20 protein-coding genes are annotated in these 22208 nt (G+C 65.7%); 6 read left to right on the top strand and 14 right to left on the bottom strand.

The features are described 5' to 3' along the window. The first annotated feature begins 261 nt into the window (after positions 1-261). Positions 262-486 (top strand): hypothetical protein, encoded by a 225-nt coding sequence (locus tag DX923_RS14340; RefSeq protein ID WP_116115779.1) that lies wholly within the window; start codon positions 262-264, stop codon positions 484-486. Positions 487-823: 337 nt separating this feature from the next. Continuing rightward, entirely contained in the window at positions 824-1075 is a 252-nt protein-coding gene (locus tag DX923_RS14335) for a hypothetical protein (RefSeq protein ID WP_116115778.1), read from the top strand. A 79-nt stretch (positions 1076-1154) separates the two neighbouring features. Here the strand turns inward: DX923_RS14335 and DX923_RS14330 are convergent, their stop codons facing one another. The 4 genes from DX923_RS14330 to DX923_RS14315 all read right to left on the bottom strand — a co-directional run bounded on the left by DX923_RS14330 (position 1155) and on the right by DX923_RS14315 (position 4714). Further along, entirely contained in the window at positions 1155-1529 is a 375-nt protein-coding gene (locus tag DX923_RS14330; RefSeq protein WP_162873028.1) for a recombinase family protein, read from the bottom strand. Between the two features lie 27 nt (positions 1530-1556). Next, complete coding sequence (locus tag DX923_RS14325; RefSeq protein WP_116115776.1) at positions 1557-2189, bottom strand: Fic/DOC family protein; 633 nt, start codon at positions 2187-2189, stop codon at positions 1557-1559. A 94-nt stretch (positions 2190-2283) separates the two neighbouring features. Further along, a complete protein-coding gene (locus DX923_RS14320; RefSeq protein WP_430732281.1) occupies positions 2284-3381 on the bottom strand; it encodes an IS630 family transposase in 1098 nt (365 codons plus the stop codon). Between the two features lie 283 nt (positions 3382-3664). Beyond that, positions 3665-4714 (bottom strand): NAD(P)-dependent alcohol dehydrogenase, encoded by a 1050-nt coding sequence (locus tag DX923_RS14315; protein ID WP_116115775.1) that lies wholly within the window; start codon positions 4712-4714, stop codon positions 3665-3667. Between the two features lie 163 nt (positions 4715-4877). On the opposite strand from DX923_RS14315, the gene DX923_RS14310 reads away from it, so the two are divergent. Next, positions 4878-6563 carry a methyl-accepting chemotaxis protein gene (locus tag DX923_RS14310; protein ID WP_116116364.1) on the top strand — a complete coding sequence of 562 codons (1686 nt, stop codon included), beginning with the start codon at positions 4878-4880 and terminating at the stop codon, positions 6561-6563. 94 nt (positions 6564-6657) lie between these two features. On the opposite strand, the gene DX923_RS14305 is transcribed toward DX923_RS14310, so the two are convergent. The 5 genes from DX923_RS14305 to DX923_RS14285 form a co-directional block, all read right to left on the bottom strand. After that, positions 6658-7485: a nucleoside phosphorylase gene (locus DX923_RS14305; RefSeq protein ID WP_116115774.1), complete on the bottom strand. Its 828-nt coding sequence runs from the start codon at positions 7483-7485 to the stop codon at positions 6658-6660. Between the two features lie 21 nt (positions 7486-7506). Next, positions 7507-9306, bottom strand: a complete 1800-nt coding sequence (locus tag DX923_RS14300; RefSeq protein ID WP_116115773.1) for an ABC transporter ATP-binding protein — start codon at positions 9304-9306, stop codon at positions 7507-7509. Beyond that, a complete protein-coding gene (locus DX923_RS14295; protein ID WP_116115772.1) occupies positions 9303-10118 on the bottom strand; it encodes a hydroxymethylpyrimidine/phosphomethylpyrimidine kinase in 816 nt (271 codons plus the stop codon). The genes DX923_RS14300 and DX923_RS14295 overlap by 4 nt, the downstream gene beginning before the upstream one ends. A gap of 31 nt (positions 10119-10149) precedes the next feature. Next, positions 10150-11202: a pirin family protein gene (locus DX923_RS14290; protein WP_162873027.1), complete on the bottom strand. Its 1053-nt coding sequence runs from the start codon at positions 11200-11202 to the stop codon at positions 10150-10152. Between the two features lie 70 nt (positions 11203-11272). Then, positions 11273-11836, bottom strand: coding sequence for a TetR/AcrR family transcriptional regulator C-terminal domain-containing protein (locus DX923_RS14285; RefSeq protein WP_240322654.1), 564 nt, complete (start codon positions 11834-11836; stop codon positions 11273-11275). Between the two features lie 176 nt (positions 11837-12012). Between DX923_RS14285 and DX923_RS14280 the strand changes: the two genes are divergently transcribed. Next, positions 12013-12840, top strand: coding sequence for a class II glutamine amidotransferase (locus DX923_RS14280; protein WP_116115770.1), 828 nt, complete (start codon positions 12013-12015; stop codon positions 12838-12840). 54 nt (positions 12841-12894) lie between these two features. Here the strand turns inward: DX923_RS14280 and DX923_RS16350 are convergent, their stop codons facing one another. The 4 genes from DX923_RS16350 to DX923_RS14265 form a co-directional block, all read right to left on the bottom strand. Further along, positions 12895-13041, bottom strand: coding sequence for a hypothetical protein (locus tag DX923_RS16350; RefSeq protein ID WP_162873026.1), 147 nt, complete (start codon positions 13039-13041; stop codon positions 12895-12897). A gap of 462 nt (positions 13042-13503) precedes the next feature. Then, a complete protein-coding gene (locus DX923_RS14275) occupies positions 13504-14244 on the bottom strand; it encodes a hypothetical protein (RefSeq protein ID WP_116115769.1) in 741 nt (246 codons plus the stop codon). Positions 14245-14254: 10 nt separating this feature from the next. Continuing rightward, positions 14255-15481 carry a TerC family protein gene (locus DX923_RS14270; RefSeq protein ID WP_116115768.1) on the bottom strand — a complete coding sequence of 409 codons (1227 nt, stop codon included), beginning with the start codon at positions 15479-15481 and terminating at the stop codon, positions 14255-14257. 751 nt (positions 15482-16232) lie between these two features. Then, a complete protein-coding gene (locus DX923_RS14265; protein WP_116115767.1) occupies positions 16233-16754 on the bottom strand; it encodes a hypothetical protein in 522 nt (173 codons plus the stop codon). 256 nt (positions 16755-17010) lie between these two features. Between DX923_RS14265 and DX923_RS14260 the strand changes: the two genes are divergently transcribed. Together DX923_RS14260 and DX923_RS14255 are read left to right on the top strand one after the other, a co-directional pair. Further along, positions 17011-18267, top strand: coding sequence for a saccharopine dehydrogenase family protein (locus DX923_RS14260; RefSeq protein ID WP_116115766.1), 1257 nt, complete (start codon positions 17011-17013; stop codon positions 18265-18267). Beyond that, the gene (locus tag DX923_RS14255; protein ID WP_116115765.1) at positions 18264-19280 is read left to right on the top strand and encodes an ROK family protein; all 1017 of its coding nucleotides are present in this window, start codon (positions 18264-18266) and stop codon (positions 19278-19280) included. Before DX923_RS14260 ends, DX923_RS14255 begins: the two co-directional genes overlap by 4 nt. Here DX923_RS14255 and DX923_RS14250 read toward each other — a convergent pair. Continuing rightward, a complete protein-coding gene (locus tag DX923_RS14250) occupies positions 19235-22189 on the bottom strand; it encodes an FAD-binding and (Fe-S)-binding domain-containing protein (protein WP_116115764.1) in 2955 nt (984 codons plus the stop codon). The genes DX923_RS14255 and DX923_RS14250 overlap by 46 nt on opposite strands. Positions 22190-22208: the final 19 nt, after the last annotated feature.

Genomic DNA, 22208 nt, shown 5'->3' with positions numbered 1-22208 from the left:
GAGCATCATCTCGATCACATACTTATTGGCCATCGTTCTTATAAGTGTTCTTCTAGTTCGAGGCCCTATATCCAGGGCGGCCAATAGGTCCTAGGCCGTTAGGGTGCGGTGTTCGCATTTAATCATTCGAACACCGCACCCTAGTGTTTAAAGCAATTAAGACAGGTGCTTTTAAAGCCTATTAATCTACTGCTGAAAAAATTCCCTCGATGAGGCCCTCTAAATAGTTGCCCATAATGGGCAGATGGGCAGCGTGGTGGCATGTGCGAGATCGTCCAAACTGACTCCCGGGGGCGGGTCGCTCTGTCGGGTCGCAAGAACCAGTACTTCCTCAAGACCGAGCTACCGGACGGGACCGTGGTTCTCAAGCCAGGGCAGTTCGTGACCGATGCGCAACGCGAGTACGAGACCTGCGAAGAGCTACGCGGCCTCCTGAGTGAGGCAGCACCCAGCCCGACCGTTCGCCATGCCCGGCGTTCCGCGTGAACTGGATGTACTTCCAGATCGTGCGGGAACAGCTGGACGCCTCGGAAACAAACTGATCTGGCCACCTGCCAGAGGGTCACTGAGCTCGTCAAGGGCATCTTCGATGACCCTGGTCACCGGGGTAAGGGCCACAGTTCAAGAACTACCTCCCCGACCAGTACCCCTGAAAGATTTTCTGGTCAGACGCCCCAGCTCAAGGACTCCACGTCGAGGCAGTCATCCCCTGCCCGAGGAATTCCCGCTGATTCGTCATAAGTAGTTATGTGCGCTTGGCTCTCGCTTGAGCAACCCGACCTCATCTAAGCTGACAACATCATCAGTACGAAGAGGAGAACGCATGCAGGATCAACAAAAAGCCCTTATCAGCCAGCTGAAGGCTCTGCTTGACGGCACCTCTGAGGCCGAACGCGCGAACCTGGCCTATGACCTTTTGGGAGAAATTTATGACCATGCCAAGTTCAAAGCGCCTGGTGGGGAAGGTGACGACGGCAGAGACGGCCCTGAACGGCGGGGGCTGGGAGCGGCCCGTGATCTCCTTCGTACGCACAAGACCAATGCGATGAACCGGAGCCAGCAAGGCGGCTCCTAGCCGTTGCCTTACCCGTCTTGACATGGCCCTGCTTCAGATCGGTAGCGCAGAGGAGACGCACGCTTCTGCGGGTGGTTTTCTATGTGGTGGAGGTTACCCGTAGCGTCCGAGAAACCGTCGAGGCACCCACTCCGAAGTCTTCAGCGATCTTTGCGATGCTCTCTCCGCCGGCGCGCCGTAGTCGGGCCTGGGCCACCTGGTCTTGGCTCAACGCCGACGGGCGACCCAGCTTGCGCCCACCACGCCGGGCTTGGGCCAGCCCTTGGACGGTACGTTCCCCAGTCAGCTCTCGTCTTGCCCGGGCCAGGATCGCTACGAACTCCAACACCACCTGTCCCGACATCGCCGTGGTGTCGATGACCGGTTCCCTCAGGCTGCGCACATCGATTCCCCGCTGCCCCAGCTCGTGCAAGGTCTCGACCAGAACCCGCTCCGAGCGACCCAACCGATCCAACCGACACCCGGGCATAACCCACCGTGGTCAACGCCGACGCCCCTGTCCCCGCTCAGGCAGCCCATACCCCTGCCCGGACCGGTAAGACGTATCCCGCTGCGCGGTCGGGGCTTCTTTCGGTCGAGTCACCCGCGTACCCGCCTTCGGGAAACTCGCCGCTCGCGCAGCCAAACCCCGCTGAGGTCCAGGGTCTTGCCGGGGACCGGTCTGACTGACCTGAGTAATGGCTTTCCCCAGGACCGTAGCCAACTGATCATTCCTCCCGGTGTCCTGACCATGGAACCGTGCCTGGACGAACTCCTCCCGCAACGGAGATCCCGGCGCGAACACAGCCGTATCCAAGCGGTATCCAGCCTGCTCGGACAGCTGAGCGAAGAACACGAACTGGGATCGCGTATTGCCCTCCCGGAAGCTACGCGCCACGTTCAACTCACCCCGGCTCTCGGCAAGCTCCCCCACGAAATCCTCCCGCTCCAGACCACGCAGCAACCCCTTGTCCGCGAGCTTGGCGTACTCCTGCCGCGCGGCAGCCTGCAAAGGCTCTCCGGCGGGGTAATACGCATGCCCGTCCTTGACCATCCACTGCCCCACCGGGGCTGTCCGCTCCTGACCAGCCCACTCGTAGACATCCTGGAACAGATGGTAGTGAATCGCCTTCATATGGGCATACCCCAGTCCTCCGCTTGCTCACGGGTGCTCCTGATGTCGTTCTAGGATTGGTTTAGGGCTTAATCCATCGGTTCTGTGGGAGTCTCTAGTGGCCCGTGTTTGAAGTTGTTTGACGGTTGGCTTTCTTGAGGATCTCGTCGGTGGTCTTGGTCCACACGAAGGGGTGGCACCGCTCGTTCCAACCGTCGATGAAGGCGCGGATCTTGGCATTGAGCTCTTTAACGGAGCCGAACGACCCGCGGTGGATGGCCTGGCGTTCGATGACGGAGAACCAGACCTCGACCAGGTTGAGCCAGGACCCGCAGGTCGGGGTGTGGTGGATGTGGATGCGAGGGTTCTTGGCCAACCAGGCCTTGACCTCGGTCTTCTTGTGGGTGGCTGGGGGCACCTCCCGCTCGCGGGGGAAGCTGTCCATGACCAGGTGCAGCTCGCGCTCGGGGTAGGCGCGGGCGACCTGTTTCAGGAACGCGAGGAACTCGGTGTGCCGATGCCGTGGCTTGCACGCGCCGGTGACCTTGCCGGTGGCGATCTCCAGCGCCGCGAACAACGTGGTGGTGCCGTGCCTCTTGTAGTCGTGGGTCCGGCGGGCCGGTAGGCCCGGCTGCATGGGCAGCATCGGCGCGGTCCGGTCGAGTGCCTGGATCTGGGACTTCTCGTCCACGCAGAGCACGATCGCGTTCTCCGGCGGGTCAAGGTAGAGCCCGACCACGCCGGTGACCTTGGCCACCAGCTCGGGATCGGTGGAGAACTTGAACGTCTCGGCCCGCCACGGCTGGACCCCGTACTCCCGCCACGCCCGCGCCACCGTCGCGTCCCCAATCCCCAGGTGGGCGGCCAGCAACCGGCTCGACCAGTGCGTCACCCCGTACTTCTTCGGCGGCGGCCTCAACGTAGCCGCGACCACGTCCCGGTGATCCACCTGCCGGGGCCGGCCCGAGCGCGGCTCATCGACCAGCCCGCCCAGCCCCTTGTCCTGGTACCTGGCCCGCCACTTGATGACCGTCGTGCGGGTCGTGCTCTCCTGCGCGGCGATGTGTTCGTTCGCCGCGCCCGCTGCCGCGGCCAGCACGATCCTGGCCCGCATCACCAGACCCGCCTGCATCGTCGTCGAACGCGTCCAGCGCAACAGCTCCTCACGGTTACCCTCACGCAACACCAGAGCCGGGGCAGGTCGATTCGCCATACCCCATCATCCCAACAACCTAACCGTTTAGGAACTAACGACGCGCCGCACTAGTAATACGACACTGAACCTTCTGCACAGCGCGGGTGCCACCAGCATCAGCGCCGCCCGACCCCCATCGGCCGCCGCATCGATCGAGTCCGCACACTCCAGGACCATGTCCCAAATACGACGGACGTGACCTGGTGACCAATGAACAGGCCCTGTTCAGCACGGCAGGGGTGGTGCCATCGGAAGCCCGGTGGCACCACCCCTGCCGTATGGCCGAGCGGTGAGCTGCGGCTCAGAAGGTCTTCGCGTCGATGACGAAGCGGTAGCGCACGTCGGAGTTCACGACCCGTTCGTAGGCTTCGTTGATGTAATCGGCGTTGATCTGTTCGATCTCGCAGACGATGTCGTGTTCGGCGCAGAAGTTCAGCATCTCCTGGGTCTCGGGCATCCCGCCGATGCAGGACCCGGCCAGGGACTTGCGGGCGACGATCAGTGAGAAACCTGCTACTTCAAGGGGTTTGCTGGGAGCGCCCAGCTCGACGAGGGTGCCGTCGTAGCGGAGCAGGGCCAGGTAGTCGTCCATCGGCAGGTTCACCGAGACCGTGTTGATGATCAGGTCGAAGCTGCCACGTAGCGCTTTCATCGCGTCACGGTCGGTGGTGGCGACATAGTTCTTCGCGCCGAAGCGCAGGCCGTCGTCCTTCTTGTTCAGGCTGTGGGAGAGGACAGTGACCTCGGCGCCCATGGCGGCGGCGATCTTCACGCCGACGTGGCCGAGCCCGCCCATCCCGATGACGGCAACCTTCGTGCCGGGGCCGACTCCCCAGTGCTTCAGCGGGCTGAACAGGGTGATCCCGGCGCAGAGCAGCGGGGTCGCTGCGGCCAACCGGTCGCCGTGGAAGGGCTCGGGGATGCGGACGACGAAGCGTTCCTCCACGACGATGTGCGTGGAGTAGCCGCCCTGGGTGATCTCGCCGTCGTAGCCCTTGCTTCCGTAGGTGCCGATATTGCCGTTCAGGCAGTACTGTTCGAGGCCCTCCTCGCAGGCCGCGCAGTCACGGCAGGAATCGACCATGCAGCCGACACCGACGATGTCACCGACGGCGAATTTCTCGACGTCGGGGCCGACTTCGGTGACGGTGCCGACGATCTCGTGCCCGGGGGCGAGAGGGTAGCTCTGCGGGCCCCACTCGTCACGGACGGTGTGGATGTCGGAGTGGCAGATACCGGCGTAGGTGATCTCGATCCGGACGTCCGTGGCGCGTACTTCGCGGCGGGCGATGGTGATCTTCTCCAGCGGGGCGCCTGCGGCGGGGGCGGCATAGGCAGCGACATGCATCATGGCGCATACATTAGGGCGCAGTGCGGGGCGAAAGCGACCTATCGGTCAATGAAAAGCGTTGCCAGCAGGTGAAATCGATAAGTGGCAGTTCGGAATCGCTTGAACTGTGAGTGGATCCGCCGATTGAAGGGGCGACCCAGCTCCAGTAGCCAAGTAGGTGGCCATGTCCCAAGAAATCACCGCTCTCCCTGGTCAGCAGACCTCCGCTTCTTCGGCTGATACAGGTGGGGGAACGGGGCACAGCTGGTTCGGCAGGCTCTCCCTGCGCGCGAAGATCCTCTCGGTGGGAGCCATCGGCGTGATCACCGCGCTCCTGCTCGGCGGCGTGAACATCTGGTCGCTGGGCAATGCGCAAGCGGCCAGTAAAGAAGTGGCCACGGCGAAGGACCTCTACGAGCGGGTCACCAACGTCCTGTGGAAGATCAGTGATGTCAACAACTACCAGAACGCCTACGCCCTGGACGCGCACATCGTCGGTGGGCCGAAAGCCGTCGACCCCAGCTCCACGAACCGTAAGGAATTCGCCGAGCGTTCTGCCGCCGTGAAGAAGACCCTCGACGGGGACATCGGTGCCCGCACCGAAGAGGGCAAGCGGCTCTGGAAGAAGATCGGGGACGACTTCGCCGAGTACCAGGCACTCGACGACAAAGCCGTGGTGCAGTACAAGACGGGAACGGCCGCCGGTCTCGCCGCCGGTGACGATATCGTCATCGCCCAGGAGAACGCCGTCCTCGACAAGGTCGCTAAGGACGGCGCGGACATGCAGAAGACGGCTGACCTCCGGGTGCAGCAGGCCTTGGCCTCCCAGGAGACCAGCCGGGTCACCGCCTTGACCGTCAGCGCGATCACCATCCTCATCGGCATCCTCGGCATCGGCTTCGTCGCGTGGCTGACCTCCCGGATGGTGCTGCGTTCGGTGGCCTCCCTCCAGCGCACCCTGCAGGCGATGGGCGACGGCGACCTGACCGTCGAGCCGGAGATCCTCAGCGGGGACGAGATCGGACGGATGGCTCAGGCCGGTGAGCGGACCCGGCGGTCCATGCAGGGCATCGTCTCCCAGGTGGCCGACGCCTCCCAGGCGGTCGCGGCAGCCTCCGAGGAGCTTTCCGCAGTCTCCGCCCAGGTCGGGTCCAGCGCTGAGCACTCGTCGAGTCAGCTTGCCATCGTGACTAATTCGGCTGAAGACGTTTCTCGTAACGTGCAGACGGTGGCGGCGGGGACGGAGGAGATGACGGCGTCGATTCGGGAGATCGCGAAGAATGCTCAGGATGCTGCGGGGGTGGCGGCGTCGGCGGTGGCGGTGGCGGATCAGACGAATGCGACGGTGGCGAAGTTGGGGGAGAGTTCGGCGGAGATCGGTGAGGTGATCAAGACGATTACGTCGATTGCGGAGCAGACGAATTTGTTGGCGTTGAATGCGACGATTGAGGCTGCTCGTGCGGGGGAGGCGGGTAAGGGGTTCGCTGTGGTGGCGAATGAGGTGAAGGATTTGGCGCAGGAGACGTCGAAGGCGACGGAGGATATTGCGCATCGGGTGGAGGCGATTCAGGTGGATACGCAGGCTGCGGTGGCGGCGATTTCGGAGATTTCGTCGATTATTGCGCAGATCAATGATACGCAGTCGACGATTGCGTCGGCGGTGGAGGAGCAGACCGCGACCACCAACGAGATGAGCCGGAATGTGACCGATGCAGCAGCCGGGGCCAGCAGCATCGCCGGCAATGTGTCCGATGCGGCGCGGGCGGCCAGCGACTCCACGGCAGGGGCCGCCAACACCGCCCAGGCCGCTCACGAACTCGCCGGCCGTGCGGCAGAACTCCAATCCCTCGTCAGTAGATTCCGCGTCTGACCACTCTCATCCTCCATAACGTGGACCTGAGCACCGAACACGGTGCTCAGGTCCACAGTGTTTGGAGGGGACCTTCACGTTATGGAGGGGACCTTCACGTCAAGGAGGGGACGCGGGCGACGGCGTCGGCGGCCAGGTCGATGGCCAGGGAGCGGAAGGCCTTCCCCCAATCGCGGGGATCATGAACCTCGTCGGCCAACGAGTCTGCGGTGTACACGATCTGCCCGAAACGGATCCCGCGGAACCGGGCGCAAGCAGTCAATGCGGAGCACTCCATGTCGACCACCTGGCAGCCCTCGGCGACCCGGGCAGCGATCTTCCCCCGGGTCTCCCGGAAGAGCCCGTCGGTGGTCCACACCGGAGTCAACACGTACGGATGCCCGGCAGCAGCGACCGCCTCGACACAGACCTGGACCATGTCCTCGTCCAGATCGATCCACCGGGACGCCGGCTGGTAGTGGTACGAAGCGCCCTCGTCCCGCAGCGCCTTCGTCGGGATGTAGAAGGCCCCGGCCGGTGCCGGGACCAAAGCACCGCACGACCCGGTCGTCACCACGGCCCGCACCCCGCGCCGGAAGAAATCGTCGGCCACGGCCACCGCAGCCGCCGCACCCATCGGCACCTCGGCCAAGGCGATCTGCGCCCCGCGATGTTCCCCGACCCACACCGGGAAGGTCATCGTGATCGTCTCGAAGGCGTAGACCTCCTGAAAACCGTGCTCCTGCGCCCACCGCGGGGTGACCTCTCCGGCCAACGTGAGCACCAGTCTCTCCGGCAGGGTGATCTCCCCGTGGTCGATGGCCGTGGAGACGACATCCACCGGGTCGTCGTCGAACTCCGTCAGCGGGATTCGCTCGTCGATCGGCAGGACGTCCGGGAAGGTCGGGGCGGTGGTCGTGGTCAACTGGTCGGAGGAGGACATGTGCACCAGGATGTCATCGGCTCATCCGGTGATGTCATAGGCCGCCAGGCGTTTCCGGTCGCGTTTGCTGCTCTTGGCCTGGAGGGCGAGCAGCTCCGCGTAGATCCCGCCGCTCGCGGCGAGTTCGGCCGGCGTACCGAATTCGTCGACCCTCCCGTCGCGGAGCGTGACGATCCGGTCGACCGAGGAGATCGTGGCCAGCCGGTGGGCGATGATGATCGTGGTGCGACCGGTCATCAGCGAGTCGAGCCCGGCCTGCACCAGCCGCTCGGACTTGCCGTCCAAAGAGCTGGTGGCCTCGTCCAGCACGAGGACCGGGGCGTCCTTGACGATGGCCCGGGCCACGGCGATGCGCTGTTTCTGCCCGCCGGACAGCTTCACCCCACGCTCCCCGATGACGGTGTCATAGCCGTCACGGAAGGACTCGACGAAGGTGTGGGCGTGGGCCCGCCTGGCCGCGTCCAGGACGACGTCGTCCGTGGCACCCGGGCGTCCGTAGGCGATGTTCTCCCGGACGGTCCCGGAGAAGAGCGACGGATCCTGGAAGACCACCCCGACCTGCTCGCGGACCGACTCCGGCGGCGAGGCGGCCACATCGGTGTCCCCGACGAGGATCCGGCCCTGCTGCGGACGGTAGAAGCCCAGCAGCAGACTGACCAAGGTGGACTTGCCGCCGCCGCTCTCACCGACGAGCGCGACCCGCTCCCCGGCGCGCACCGAGAAGGTGATCTCACGCAGGACGTCGGCTTCGTCGCCATAACTGAAGCAGACCCCCTCGAAGGAGATCGTGGGCGCATGCTGCGCGTCGACCTCAGCCGCCGGGACCGGCAGACTCGGCCGGTCGGCAGGAAGATCCATCACCTCGAAGTACGACCGGGTCCCCGCCAGAGCCCGCTGACCGGTGTCGACCAGGTAGCTCATCATCATCACCGGTTGCCGGGCCATGTTGACCAGCTGGATGAGCAACACCATCACGCCCAGCGTGAAAGCCCCCTGCACGGTGCGTACGAAGATCACCGCGTAGATCCCGAAGAAGATCAGATTGACCGCGCCATGCCGGGAAGCGTCCATCACATGCCAGTACCGCGACTGGGTGCGGGTCAGACCGACGGTGGTGCGGAAGGCCCGGCCGAAACTGTCGAGTTCCCGTTCTTCCTGACGGAAGCTGCGCACCACCTTGATCTGGCCGACGACCTCGGCGAACCGGCCGCCGGCCTCGTCGACGACAGTGTTCTTCTCGGCTTCCAGCTTCTGCCACCGGCTGCTCGTCAAGGTGGTCAACCACATGAACACCGGGAAGAGGATCAACAACAGGAGCGCCAGGGGCCAGGCGTAGTAGCCGCTGATGCCGACGACGGCCACGACGGTCAACAGCATCGGGCAGAAACTGTTCGCGAACACCTGGAGGAAGTGCGAGGTCTCCGTGATCGAACGGTTCAACCGGTTGATGATCTTCCCGGTCATTTCATCGTCGAAGTAGCTCTGCGGCAGGGAGAGCAGATGCTCGAAGTACCGCTGCGACATGATGGCCCGCAGCCGGGCGGACATGACGTCTCCGAGATAGCCGCCCACATTCGTGATCAGCGAATGGGTGATGTCCACCGCCAACAGCGCCAAGGCGACCCAGACGATGCGACGGACGGCGTCCTCGGTTGACCCCGGCGCCGAACCTACCTGGGCCACGACCACGTCCGTCGCCGCTTTCACCAGGAAGGGCACCACCAGCGCGGTGCCCGCGGTCAGAATCGAGGTGACCGCGATCGCCAGGTAGTACGGCCGCAGCTGCTGCGCCGAACGCAGCAGCCGCAACAGGTCTTTCATCCTCGTCCTTGCCATAGGGCGTCGAAGGGGGCACGACTGGCGACCCGTCCGCGGATACCGCGGGTGACGAACTCCTTCGCCGTGCGAGCGGCCGCCAACGGTTCGGCGCCCTTGGCGAGTTCGGCGGTGACCGCCGCAGCCAGGGTGCATCCGGCGCCGGAGACGGCGACCTCGCCGATCTTCGGGGCGCGCAGGACCTCGAGGGTCTGTCCGTCGTAGAAGACGTCGACGGCGTCCGGCCCGGCCAGGCGTACTCCGCCCTTGGCGAGGACGATGGCTCCGCTGGTGTCGTGAATACGCTTCGCGGCTTCGACCAGCTGCTCCTCGGAGTCGATGGCGTCCATCCCGGACAGGCTCATCGCTTCGAACTGGTTCGGGGTGACGAAGGTTGCCAGCGGCAGGATCTGCTCCTTGAGCGCATTGTCGGTGTCCAGCGCTGCTCCGGGCTCCTGTCCCTTACAGATCAGGACCGGGTCGAGGACGACCTGCGTGGTGTCGGCCGATCGCAGAGCAGCGGCCACGGTGTCGATGGTGGCGGGGGTGCCCAGCATGCCGATCTTCACGGTGCGAACGTCGTAGCAGGCGAACTGGGCTTCCAACTGGTCGGCGATGACCTGCGGGTCGACAGGGACGAAACGGTGCCCCCAGCCGGCCTTCGGGTCGAAGGAGACGATGCAGGTGAGCGCGACCATGCCGTAGGTGCCGAGCTGCTGGAAGGTCTTCAGGTCGGCTTGCGCACCGGCACCACCGGTGGCCTCGGATCCGGCGATGGTCAGGGTGACGGGCGGCGGCGGGAGGAGTTCTTCGCTCATACCCCTATTCTCACGTGTCCGGAGGTTCCCTTCATCCGCGATGGCGTAACGAGCCCCGGCGCGGGCGAAGACGCACCGGGGGGATCGGCGGTGCGACAGCGCGCACCGCGCCCAGCGGAGCCCGACCGAAGTGCCCGTCGTCGGCCTGCCAGGACTCCCGCGCGGCAACGATCTCGTCGTGCGAACCGGCGACGATATTCCACCAGAGGATGAACTCGTGGTCGAAGGGGGTGCCGCCCAGCAGGATGACCCGACACCCGGCGTGGGTGGCCAGGTCGACCTGCTCCCGACCGACCGGCACATAGGCCAGGTCACCGACCCGGATAGGGGTGCGGTTGACCGAGACTTCTCCGTCGATGAGGAGCACACCGTGCTCTTGCAAGGGGTCGAGGGTGAGCCGTTCGGTACCAGTGGTCAGCGTGATGTCGGCGGCGGTCAGCGGGGTGTGGACCTCGGCGGGGGAACGGACCTCCGAGTGCGGTCCGGCCAGGGAGCCGACGAGGACGGTCGCCCGCATGGTCGGGGTGTTCAAGCGGGGCGGATCGGTGATCTCCTGGCAGCCCGGTTCGATACCGCGGGCCTGCGGGGGGAGCGCGGCAGCCAGGCGCACCCCGTGCAGGAAACGGCGGGCGTGCCGTCCACCGCGGGGGTCGTCGACGCCGCTCTCGGCGACGGTGATCCCGGAACCGGCGGTGCCGATGCACACCGTGCCATGCCGCATCACGACGTCGGTGCCCAGACTGTCCTGGCGACGAATGAGCCCGTCGATCGGCCAGGTCACCGACTGGATACCTGCTTCGGGGTAGGCCACGGTCTCCAGGAGGGTGGGCCGTGTGGAGGGATCACCGAAGTCCTCCAGGAGACACCAGGCGCCGATGGCGGTCAGTCTCCGGTCGGGCAGGGTGCGGCGGGTCGGCAGCCCGGCGTGACCACCGGACCTGTCCGCCGAGCGAAAGGATCCGCCGGCGTCACCGTCCGGGGTGCTCGGGGCCGGGTCTGTCCCGCTCCCGGGCCCGTCGGGGGCACGACGACGTCCGTTGTCCGTCGCATGGCGTGGGGACACGACGAGCCTGATCGGATCCATACGGCTGGCCCTCCGAAAGTCTGGTCCTTCCACAGTAACTCTGCGGAGGACCAGTGCGGGAGAACTGAGGTCACGGCACGCGGGCATGGAGCCCGACCAGGAACAACTCCAGTCCGTACCGGAATCGTCCGACGGCCGTCTCATCGGCTCCGGGGTCCTCCAGGACGCCTTTCACGCCCAGCGCCCGGGCTTGGGCGTGATTCTGTGTGTCGACGGTGTGCCCGACGACGTAGTGCAGCAGCGCGGAGGCCGCGGCGTGCGCTTCTTCCTCGCCGAGTCCGGCATCGGTCAGCGCGGTCAGGCAGGGCGCGTAGGGGGTGAGCTCAGGCGGGCGCAGCGCCAGCACGGAGGCCACCAGTTCGGCGCCGTCCCGATGGGCGAGCAGCGCAGAGCGCAGCGTCTGGGCCCACCGCCGTACGTCCTCGGCCCAGCCCTGCCCGGTCGGCATCCGGGAGACGTCCTCGAGGATGATCCCCGCGATGGCCGACAGCAGCGACTGTTTGTTCGCGAAGTGCCAGTAGATCGCCCCCGGCTGGACGCCCAGGGAGGTCGCCAGCCGCCGCATCGACAGGTCCGCGAAGCCGTAGGCGTCGAGGGTGGCCAACGCATGTTCGAGAACATCCTGACGGTTCACATGAATCCCTCTCGGTCGTCGGCACTGTCGGTGAGCGTGCGGACGCCCGGGGTCGCCGTTGTCCGCATCATCGTCCATCCTTGCGCAGCGACTGCGGCTCGGACAGTGGCGACGGGCCCTTCTCTGCCGATGAGAGGGGTCGAGACCGCTGTCGCCGTTCGAGGAGTTCTGAGATCATGTGCCGCCTGCTCGCTTATGCCGCCCCGAGACCTGCTGCGGTGGAAGAGCTGATCGGCGCGCGCCAGTGCCGGACGTATCAGTTGATGGCCCAGTTGCACGACGACGGGTGGGGCACGGCGTGGCTCGACGAAAGCAGCGGGGAGAGCGTGGTGCACCGGCTGCGGACGGTTCTGCCCGGTCATGAGGACGAGCTGTTGCGGACGGTGATGGACCGACCGTTGTCCCGGGCACGGATCTTCCATCTGAGGTTGGCCACTGATCGGATGGCGGTGCAGACCACGAACAGTCACCCGTTCCATGGTGACGGTCTGGCGTTCGCGCACAACGGGTCGATCGCGCCGACTCCGGTGTTGCGGGCCATGGTGGGCCCGGTGGCGATGGAGGGCGTGGAGGGGACCACGGATTCGGAGCTGTACTTCGCCTTGGTCCGTGAGGGAACGGCGGCGGGGATGTCGTTGACGGATGCGGTGGCGGCGGCGGTCGCCCGGATCCGTACGGCTTATCCGGCGGCGAGCCTGAACAGTGTGACGATGTCGTCCTCCGAGATGGTCGTGGTGAACAGCAGTAGTGCTGCGCCTTTGCCGCTGTGGGAGATCCATCAGCAGCCGGGGTCGGTGCTGCCCGACGAGCACGACGAGCGGTATTTCACGATGCGTTATCTGCTGGGCCAGGACGGGTCGTTCGTGGTGGCTTCGGCGGGGCTGGACACGTCGGGCTGGAACGAGTTGCCGCAGGACAGCATCACTCAGGTCGATCTGTCGACGATGACGGTCACGGTGCGGGCTCTGGGCGAGGTTCCGGTGGAGTTGTATCCGGCGGCGTGAGATCCAGCTGAGGGTGGGCTCACCGGCATCGGGGAGCCCACCCTCGGGAGGGGATCAGTGCTGGTCGCCGTGGAGGCGCGCGCTGCGGGCGACGCGGCGGACCTGGAGGTTGATCTCGGCGGCGCTGCGGGTGCGCGGGCGGTCGCTGCCCCTGTCGCGGAGCGGGAGATGCCGGGTCATGTGGATGAGGTGGACGTTCATGTCCTCGTCTTTCGCGGTGAGGCCTCGGTGAGGGGCGCGGATGGTCTGGGCGCGCGCCGTCCGGGCAGGTGTCGTCGATCGTGGAAGTGGTGGTGTCGCAGCCCTGGGCGGTTCGACGGTGAACCCGGTCTGCGGAGAGCGGTGACGACAGCGGTGCTGGACGTGTCCCCGCGGGCGCGCTTCTGTGCGCGATATGTCGGTTCTCAGCCTGCCTCATCACCCGGGGGGTGGGGCAACTGATTTTGCATACCGTTCACGTGATGTCCGGCATCGGTGGAGTGTGTCGGGGGAAAAGCGGCTGCCGGACCGATTCGTGGGCAGGCGTTCTCACGTTCGCACCTCGGCCTGGGCAGGATATGGATGGATACGCCGACGCCGCCCGGTCGGTGAGAACCGGTTCTCACCGACCGGGCGGCGTCAGGATGCAGGGGCGGTCGGCAGGGAGCTGCCGACCGGGGGAGTTCAGCGGACGCTCGACTTCACTTTCTCCAGCTGTTTCGTGAGGACTTTCTCGAGTACTTCTTTGTTGGCCTTCTCGTCGACACCGGTCAGGCTGAGCGTCACCAGATTCCCGCCTTCGGCGACCCGAACCAGGTCCAGGGAGATCTTCTCGGTGCCCATGGCGATGTCCATCCCCAAAGCTGACGCACCTTTGGTCTCGTATGTGGGTTTGCGGAGCTTCACGGACAACTGTTGATCATCCCGGGAGAGATCGAAGGACGGGCAAGCGGAGACCACTTTCTGCGGGTCGGGCAGTTCCGGGAAATTCTCCTCATATCCACGCACGGTCACGGACAGTTCTCGACCGCCGATAGCGGAGTCCGATGGCTGGGAGAAAGTGAGCTGGGCATAGGCCGATGGTTTACCGAGTTGCGCGTTGAACTGGGAAAGAGCTTTTCGGCAGGCCTCGGAAACTCCTTCGGACTGGTTGAGGAATTCACCGACGGAGGTGTCCTCCCGCTCGGGGGCGACCTCGTTCGGCTCCCCGGCGGACCAGTTCTGCCCGGGGATGTCTCCCGGCTCGATGAGCGAGCTGCGGGCCTTGTCCTGGGCGATGGCCTGGTCCCCGCCGCAGCCGGTGAGGACCAGGGCGGCTGCGGCGAGCACGAGGAAGGCCTTGGCCGATGTGCCCGAGCGGCCCCGCGATATCGGCTCTGCGCAGGTGGGCGCAGTCTGGGGGAGCGCTGTCTCGGAAGGGATCACGAGTTCCGTCCTAGGCTTTTCCGGGCGGCGGTTGCCGGTTCTCGACCTCCGCCGGTTGCGGCTGGAGGTAGCGGTCGTGCGTCTCGTGGGCTTCCGCCAGCCGGGCCAACAGCTGAGGCTCTTCACGGATGAGACGACGGTACTTCACCGGCAGCTCCTGCAGTGCGGCCTCCTCCTGCATCAGGCGTTCGTAGTTCTTCTCGCGGACAGCCTGATCGCTCTCGAAATCGAGGTCGAGATATTGGTCGACATGGCGGCGGATGTTGTTGATCGTGGTGACGGCTTTTCCGCGGGGGCTCAACAGAGAAGCAATGACCGTGAGGGCGAGCACACCGATGATGACCGCGAGGGAGAACTCGACCGAGATCTCTACGACCTTCACGGGGTTTCCGTCGTTGATGATCGGCACATTGTTCTCGTGCAGGGCATGCAGGATCAGTTTGACGCCGATGAAGCCGAGGATCGTGGCGAGACCCCATGACAAATAGATCAGACGATCAAGTAGACCGTCCAGTAAGAAGTACAACTGGCGAAGGCCCATCAGTGAGAAAGCCGTTGCGGTGAAAACGATGAAGCTGGATTGAGTGAGTCCGAAGATCGCCGGAATCGAATCCAGCGCGAACATGATGTCGGTGCCACCGATCGCCACCATGACGAGAAGCATCGGAGTCATCACGCGTTTTCCGTCGACCGTCGTGAAAAGTCGGTCGCCATCGTAATGATCAGTTGTATGGATGAATTTCTTGGCGATTCGGATGATCATATTGTCGGCGTCGTTCTCGTCATGTCCGACGAGCATGTGCCCCGAGGTGGCGAGCAGGATCACTCCGAAGAGATAGAAGACCCAGGCGAAGCGGTCGATCATGGCAGCCCCGACGAAGATGAAGGCCGTCCGGGCGATCAAGGCGATGACGATGCCGAAGAGCAGCACTTTCTGCTGGTCGGCGCTGGGTACCCGGAAACTGCTCATGATGATGAGGAAGACGAAGAGGTTGTCGACCGACAACGCCTTCTCCGTGATGTAACCGGCGAAGTACTCGGTGCCCATCTGTGGCCCGCCGAGCACGAAGAGTCCCAGGCCGAACAGGACGGCGATGCCGACATAGAGCGCTGACCAGGTCGCTGCCTCCCGCAAAGTCGGGGTATGGGCTTTGCGGACATGGAAGAAGAAGTCGTAGGCGAGCAGGGCGACGATCAGCGCGATGGATGCGATCCAGGCCGACGAAGAAACGGTCATGGAGGGCCTCGAGGTGGTGGGGGACGTCGGAACGGGGCAACGTATCGCCCGGTTCCTTTGTTCCCCAAACGGATATATCGGCATGAACCAGGAGCCGCCGCAGGTGCGGAGCATCGGCTCCCCGGCTGAAAAATCGGCCCGGACGCGCTCGCGATCAAGGTGAATTTTCCATAAAAATCGATCGACGGGCCGCAAACATCCCATGAGATTGCGCAGGTAGCACGACTTAAACAGTGAGAACGGGTCTTAACAGTCAGGTCGTCCGACCGATTGTCGACATTTACTCGTGACTTTAACTGCAAAGCTTCAGTAAAGTTAACCCCGTCGGTGAGGGCCGACAGTGACACGGAAGTCACTTGAGGGGAAAGAACTATGGAGGCCAACTGATCATGGGCGTCACCACGATTACGCAGGGTACACAAACAACTCCGGTGACAAGGCGACAGATGCGCCACGTCGAACTCCAAGGGATCGACGCAAGCCGTATCATTTCCAGCCTGTCGGGACGGAACGGCCGGACCTGGCCGATGGCCTCCCAGGGAAGTGAATCTGAAAACGTTTCCAAGACCCACTGAAAACGTTTGCACGACACTCTGAAAACGTTTCCAAAGGGATAAGGAAGGGCGACAAGATCGACAAGTCTCAGTGGCACAAGAGCGCACACACAGAGGGAGGGCCGCCTGGAGCAGCCCTCCCTCTGTGATGCTCGCCCACATCTCGTCCACGACGGAACGAGACGTGGGAACCACACTCAGCCGGCGCGATGCCTTCCCGCAGGGCGGGTGCTCTCCACCAGCCGCTCACGCCATTCCACACCCAGATCGACGACCTCCAACGAGATCTCCCCTTGTCGGTCCAGCCCGCCCACCAGAGCCTTCGCTGAATCACGGGCCTCCTCGCACGCGAAGAGCAGGACAGCCCGACTCCCCGGATGCGCCGACGACACCAACGACAAGGTGAACATGTCCCGCGCCAGGTGCGCACCGGCATCCTCCGGCAGCACCCCCTGATAAGAAATCGGGATCACGAACAGATCCTCGTCCGGAGACACCCCGTCGACCTGCACGATCTGCTCACCGTCCAGCCGCACCGTCCTCGGCGCCAAAGGCGGAACATCCTGCCCCGCAGCGAACACGGTCAACATGTCCCGTTCAGCCATCGCCGGTAACAACGACGGATGCACATGTCTGGGCGGACGCACCTTCGTCACGGTCGTCTTCATCACAGTGCCGGCGCTGCTTGCGGTGGCGGTGGTGGCGGTGTCGATGTCCATCGTGATCCTTCACGTCCGAGGATGGGCGGGAGGTAAGAGGTCTCAGGCACCCCATCGGCCTCACCCACCCGCCGCTGAAGAGTTCGGACCGGACACTTTTCGCCCTGCGACGGCGTGTCGAATGGACACGCCGCACGGCCAGGAACACGCCCCGGACGACCGGCCGACGACACGGTACGGACACTGATCGACAACGGTCCTGCACACCTTGCCGAAGAAGCCACCTCACCCCGAAGACATCGGTAGCGTCACCACCATGCGCGAACGCGAATACGACATCGTCCTCTTCGGGGCAACCGGCTACGTCGGCAGACTCATCGCCCGGCACCTCCTGCAGAATGCACCCGGAGACCTGCGTATCGCCCTCGCCGGACGATCCCTGAACCGCATCGAAGCCGTTCGCCGCTGGCTCGGAGGCGAAGCCACCACCTGGCCAGCGCTACGCGCCGACTCCGAAGACCTTTCCTCCCTCAAAGAACTCGCCCAGCGCACCCAGGTCGTCATCTCCACCGTCGGCCCCTACCGTGGACAAGGACTCGGACTCGTCGGTGCCTGCGCCACCGCAGGCACCCACTACACCGACCTCACCGGCGAAGTCCTCTTCGTCCGCGACAGCATCGACTGCTTCGACCAGGCCGCCCGCAACAGCGGTGCCCGTATCGTGCACAGTTGCGGCGCCGACGCCGTCCCTTCCGACCTCGCCGTCCTCACCACGGCACTCGCCGTCGACCAGGCCGGCGACGGCCGTCTGGCCCAGGTCGACGCGTACTGGCGTGACCTACGTGGTGGTGCCTCCGGCGGCACGCTTGCTTCCCTCGCCGAGGACATCCGCGTCCGGAAGGAAGACCGGGCCAAAGCACGACTTGCCGCCGACCCCTACGCGCTGAGCCCCTCCCGCGAGGACGAACCCGAACCCCGCACCGTCCGGAGCCGGATGCACGTCGGCCGTGCCCGCAGCATCCCCCACTGGGAGACCCCCTACCTGCTCTCCGGCTTCAACGCCCAGATCGTCCGGCGCAGCAACGCCCTCACCGACTGGTCCTACGGGCGTACCTTCCGCTACCACGAAGCACTCACCACCGGAAGGAGCCCGTTGGGAGCCATCCGCGCCGGAGCCTTCGCCGCCGGACAAGCCGCCCTCGTGAGCGGTCTGTCCGGCGGCCCCACCAGGGCCCTCTGGCAGCGCGTCCTGCCCAACCCGGGCAACGGGCCCAGCGAGACCTGCCTCGCCAAAGGACGTTTCATGTTGGAGGTCCACGCGACGACCACCGGCAGAGCCTCATGGATCACCCGCTTCGGCGCTCGCAAGGACCCCGGATACACCGGTACCGCGGTCATGATCGGTGAAGCAGCCCTCGCCCTCGCCCTGGGCGATCAGCTCCCGGACAGGGCCGGGGTGCTGACCCCCGCCACCGGCATCGGCAGCATCCTCACCGACCGGCTGCGCGCCCAAGGCTTCCTCATCGACACCCGTCGGGAAGACGGGACTCCAGGGGCGGCGCCAACCCCATGACCGGACGTTCCGCGCGTGAACTGGTCGTTGCCGTCCACATCGACGGCATCGCGATCTCAGCCGCGCTGGTCGACCACGACGGGAACCTGGTCCCCGGCGACGGCGGCGGCCTCGTGCACCAGACAGCCACAGCCACCCGGCGGGGTGGCGACGCCGTCATCACCCAAATCTTGCGCCTGGTGGAACAGACCCGCAGCACAGCGCCCCGGGAACATCGCGCGCTGGCCGTCGGGATCGGCAGCGAAGGAGTGATCGACCGTTCCGGCCGGGTCGTCTCCGCACCGACCCATTTCACCGGGTACGCCGGAACAGAGCTGGCCGTAAAGATCTCCGCAGAAGCACACCTGCCCGTGCGCGCCGCCGCCGACGTGCACACCTATGCGCTCGGCGAAGCCTGGCAGGGTGCCGCCGCCGGGGCGGACACCGCGGTCTTCATCGGCGTCGGCTCAGGGGTGCACGGTTCCCTGCTCATCCACGGACGCCCCTGGCAGGGAGCCAGATGCGTCGCAGGCCAGATCGGACACACCATCAGCCCGCAAGCACTCGGCCTGACCTGCACCTGCGGTAAAGAATCCCACGTCGAAGCCGTCGCATCCGGTCCGGCGATCCGCGCCGAGTACGAACGCCGCGGCGGCGGACACCTGCCCACCGGTCAAGGAGTGATCTTCGCCGCAGAACGAGGCGAACCGGTGGCCGTGGAAACGGTCGACTTCTGCGCATCAGCGTTGGGCACGACCGTCGGCGCCCTGGCCAATGTGGTCGACTGCGAGATCGCCGTGATCGGCGGGCCGGTTCCCGAAGCCGGGCAGAGCTGGTGGTCACCGATGGAGGCCGCCCTACGAGCCACCCTCGTCGAGGAACTGACCGGACTGCCGGTGCGACGTGCCGAACTCGGCCACAGAGCGGCACTGATCGGGGCCGCCAGGCTCGCCTGGGATCTCGCCGAACAGACCGCCCGACAGGCGACCTATTCCGGCGGTGCGCCCACGCCTCGTCCCCGGGAATGGTTATGACCGCCACGGGGTAAGGCGCGGGACAACAGCTCGGCCAGATGCAGAGGGGTCGCGCCCGTGCCCTGCTCCACCTGAGTGCGGCAGCTGAACCCGTCCGCGGCGACAAGGGCTTGCGCTCCGCCGTGCGCGCGTACTTTGGGGAACAGCTCCCGCTCGGCGCAGGCCCGGGAAACCTCGAGATGCCCCGGCTCAAAACCCCAATTGCCGGCCAACCCGCAACAACCAGCACCGACCTCGTCGATCTTCACCCCCAGTCGGTGCAGCACCCGCCGTTCGGCGTCGAAGCCACGCCGGGCGCGTTGATGGCAATGGACCTGGGTCACCATCGGTTCCGACAGGGCCAAGGTGGCGAACGGCCAGCCCTGCCCGGCGGCTTCCCGCTCCCGGGTACGGACGTCGACGAATTCACCCAGGGTGTGCACGGCCGAACCCAGAGCGACCGCGCGGGCGTCCTCGGGGAACAGCTCCGCAGCTTCGGCGAGCATCACCGCACAACTGGGTTCCAGCACGACGATCGGTCTGCCCTCGGACAGGTGCGGGCCGAGTACGTTCAAGGTGTGCCCCAACACCCGACGGGTCATGTCGAGCTGGCCTGTCGAATGCCAGGTCAAGCCGCAACAGACCGGAGCCGTCGGGACGACGACCTCATGACCCAAGGCTTCAAGCACCCTGACCGCCGCGATCGCGACCTGCGGGCTGTGATGGTTGTTGAAGGTATCCGGCCAGAGCACCACTGGGGCCGCCCCGGAGCCGGTGGCACCGGACACACCCGACCCGGTGGATCGGCGACCTCGCCACCAGGACACGAAGGACATCGGCGCGAAGGAAACCATGCGTCGCCCCGGTTCGACACCAGCCGCTCGTAGGACGAGCCGTTCGACCGGACGCATCGAGAACACCTTCTCGCCGACAGCACCCAGACCGGGAATCGCGGATACCACCGCGGACACCACCGGCAGCCACCCCATCGAGTAATGCGCCCTCGGCCGCACCCGCCCCGCGTAATGACGGTGGAGGAACTCCGACTTGTACGTCGCCATGTCCACATTCACCGGACACTCGGTGGCGCACGCCTTGCACGACAGACACAGGTCGAGGGCCTCCCGCACCTCCGCAGACCGCCACCCGTCCACGTGTTCTCCGCGCACCATCTCCGCGAGTACCCGCGCCCGCCCCCGGGTGGACGCCACCTCGTCCTTCGTGGCCTGGTACGAAGGACACATCCCCCCGGAGGCATCCCGGCACAGGCCCACTCCGACACACCGGGTGACCGCCCGCGCGAAACTGCCGCCGTCGCCGTGCAGGGCATGCACCGTGGTCACGTCGTGAGTGCGCAGCCCCGGCCCGGGGCGCAGGCCCTCGTCGAGAGGCTCCGGATCGACCAGCACTCCCGGGTTGAACACCCCGTCCGGGTCGAAGACCGCCTTGAAGGTTCGGAAGAGCGCCAACATCTGCGGGGAGTACATGGTGGCCAACATCTCGCCCCGCGCCCGCCCGTCCCCGTGCTCCCCGGAGACCGAACCGCCGTACTCGGTGACCAGATCGGCCGCTGAAGCAATGAACTCGCGGTATCGGGTGACGCCTTCCGCAGTGGCCAGATCGAAGTCGATCCGGACGTGCACGCAGCCTTCACCGAAATGCCCGAAGGGGATGCCTCGTAGCCCCTGCCGTTCCATCAAGGCGTACAGATCACGCAGATAAGCGCCCAGGTTCTCCGGGGGGACCGCCGAGTCCTCCCAGCCGGGCCAGGCCTCACCGCCGTCCGCGCTGCGAGTCGCGATCCCGGCCGCATCCTCCCTGATCTTCCACAACGCCCGGCAGGCCACAGGGTCGGTCACCACGACCCCCCGAGCGACCGCGCCACCCACCCTGTCCGGGACATCATCCCCGGGATCGTCCGGGCAGGCCGTCGCCGCAGCCAGCAGGACCTCGGCCGCAGCCTGTGCAGACTCCGGATCGACCCCGGCGACATCGCAGTACAACCAGGCGCCCCCCGCAGGCAGCTCCCGACCGGCGTCCTGCCTGCCCGGTCTGGTGCGCAGCGCCGCCAACAGGTCTGCGCCCATCCCCTCAATGGTCAACACCCCGGGAACCCGTAGCGCCGGTGCCGCCGCAGCCGCTGCGAAAGGATCGTCATAAGCCAACACGAGCAAAGCTGTCGCCGCAGGCGGCTCGACCAGCGCGACCGTCAGCTCGGTGAACACTCCCAGGGTTCCCTCGCTACCGGCCAGGGCCTTCGCCACGTCGAAACCGTGCTCAGGCAGCAGATAGTGCAATCCGTAACCCGACACCTGCCGAGGAAATCGGCCCAACTCGCGGCGGATCAACCCTTCGTGCTCGGCGACCAGCCCGCGGAGCGCGCCCTCGATCGCCGGGTCCGAACACCACCCTCGCCCGGCGGCGATCTCCCGCCCGTCCGCCAGGACCATCCGTACCGTGACCAGATTCTGTGCCGACGTCCCCCAGGCCACCGAATGAGACCCGCAGGCATTGTTCGCGACCATCCCCCCGATCGTCGCCCGACTGTGCGTCGACGGATCCGGGCCGTACGTCAAACCGTGGACACGGGCCGCATCCCGCAGCGTGTCACACACGACACCAGGCTCCACACGCGCCGTCCGCGCCACCGGGTCGATCGCCACGATCCGACGGTGGAACCTGCTGTGGTCCAACACTATCCCCGTGGATACCGCGTTACCTGCCACCGACGTGCCGCCGCCGCGGGGGACCACCGACCAGCCCTGCTCCCGCGCCGCAGCCACCGCAGCCCGCACCTCCGACACCGAACCGGGCTCGGCGACCGCAGTAGGCCACCGCCGATAGAGCCCGGCATCCGAGGTGTACGCAGCCCGCGTCGTCGTATCCGTGCGCACCACCAGGCGCCGATCACCATGAAGAGATTTCTCCACCGGCTCTCCTCCTGAGTCG

This window comes from Austwickia chelonae, assembly GCF_003391095.1.
Taxonomy (GTDB): domain Bacteria; phylum Actinomycetota; class Actinomycetes; order Actinomycetales; family Dermatophilaceae; genus Austwickia; species Austwickia chelonae_A.
The sequence above is the reverse complement of the archived record's forward strand: the minus strand, read 5'-3'. Positions and strand labels throughout refer to the sequence as shown.

Bases quoted from the DNA above. Each gene is read 5' to 3' on its own strand.
- DX923_RS14340 (WP_116115779.1), top strand. From the start codon at position 262: ATGTGCGAGATCGTCCAAACTGACTCCCGGGGGCGGGTCGCTCTGTCG.
- DX923_RS14335 (WP_116115778.1), top strand. From the start codon at position 824: ATGCAGGATCAACAAAAAGCCCTTATCAGCCAGCTGAAGGCTCTGCTT.
- DX923_RS14325 (WP_116115776.1), bottom strand. From the start codon at position 2,189: ATGAAGGCGATTCACTACCATCTGTTCCAGGATGTCTACGAGTGGGCT.
- DX923_RS14320 (WP_430732281.1), bottom strand. From the start codon at position 3,381: ATGGCGAATCGACCTGCCCCGGCTCTGGTGTTGCGTGAGGGTAACCGT.
- DX923_RS14315 (WP_116115775.1), bottom strand. From the start codon at position 4,714: ATGATGCATGTCGCTGCCTATGCCGCCCCCGCCGCAGGCGCCCCGCTG.
- DX923_RS14310 (WP_116116364.1), top strand. From the start codon at position 4,878: ATGTCCCAAGAAATCACCGCTCTCCCTGGTCAGCAGACCTCCGCTTCT.
- DX923_RS14305 (WP_116115774.1), bottom strand. From the start codon at position 7,485: ATGTCCTCCTCCGACCAGTTGACCACGACCACCGCCCCGACCTTCCCG.
- DX923_RS14300 (WP_116115773.1), bottom strand. From the start codon at position 9,306: ATGAAAGACCTGTTGCGGCTGCTGCGTTCGGCGCAGCAGCTGCGGCCG.
- DX923_RS14295 (WP_116115772.1), bottom strand. From the start codon at position 10,118: ATGAGCGAAGAACTCCTCCCGCCGCCGCCCGTCACCCTGACCATCGCC.
- DX923_RS14290 (WP_162873027.1), bottom strand. From the start codon at position 11,202: ATGGATCCGATCAGGCTCGTCGTGTCCCCACGCCATGCGACGGACAAC.
- DX923_RS14280 (WP_116115770.1), top strand. From the start codon at position 12,013: ATGTGCCGCCTGCTCGCTTATGCCGCCCCGAGACCTGCTGCGGTGGAA.
- DX923_RS16350 (WP_162873026.1), bottom strand. From the start codon at position 13,041: ATGAACGTCCACCTCATCCACATGACCCGGCATCTCCCGCTCCGCGAC.
- DX923_RS14270 (WP_116115768.1), bottom strand. From the start codon at position 15,481: ATGACCGTTTCTTCGTCGGCCTGGATCGCATCCATCGCGCTGATCGTC.
- DX923_RS14265 (WP_116115767.1), bottom strand. From the start codon at position 16,754: ATGGACATCGACACCGCCACCACCGCCACCGCAAGCAGCGCCGGCACT.
- DX923_RS14260 (WP_116115766.1), top strand. From the start codon at position 17,011: ATGCGCGAACGCGAATACGACATCGTCCTCTTCGGGGCAACCGGCTAC.
- DX923_RS14255 (WP_116115765.1), top strand. From the start codon at position 18,264: ATGACCGGACGTTCCGCGCGTGAACTGGTCGTTGCCGTCCACATCGAC.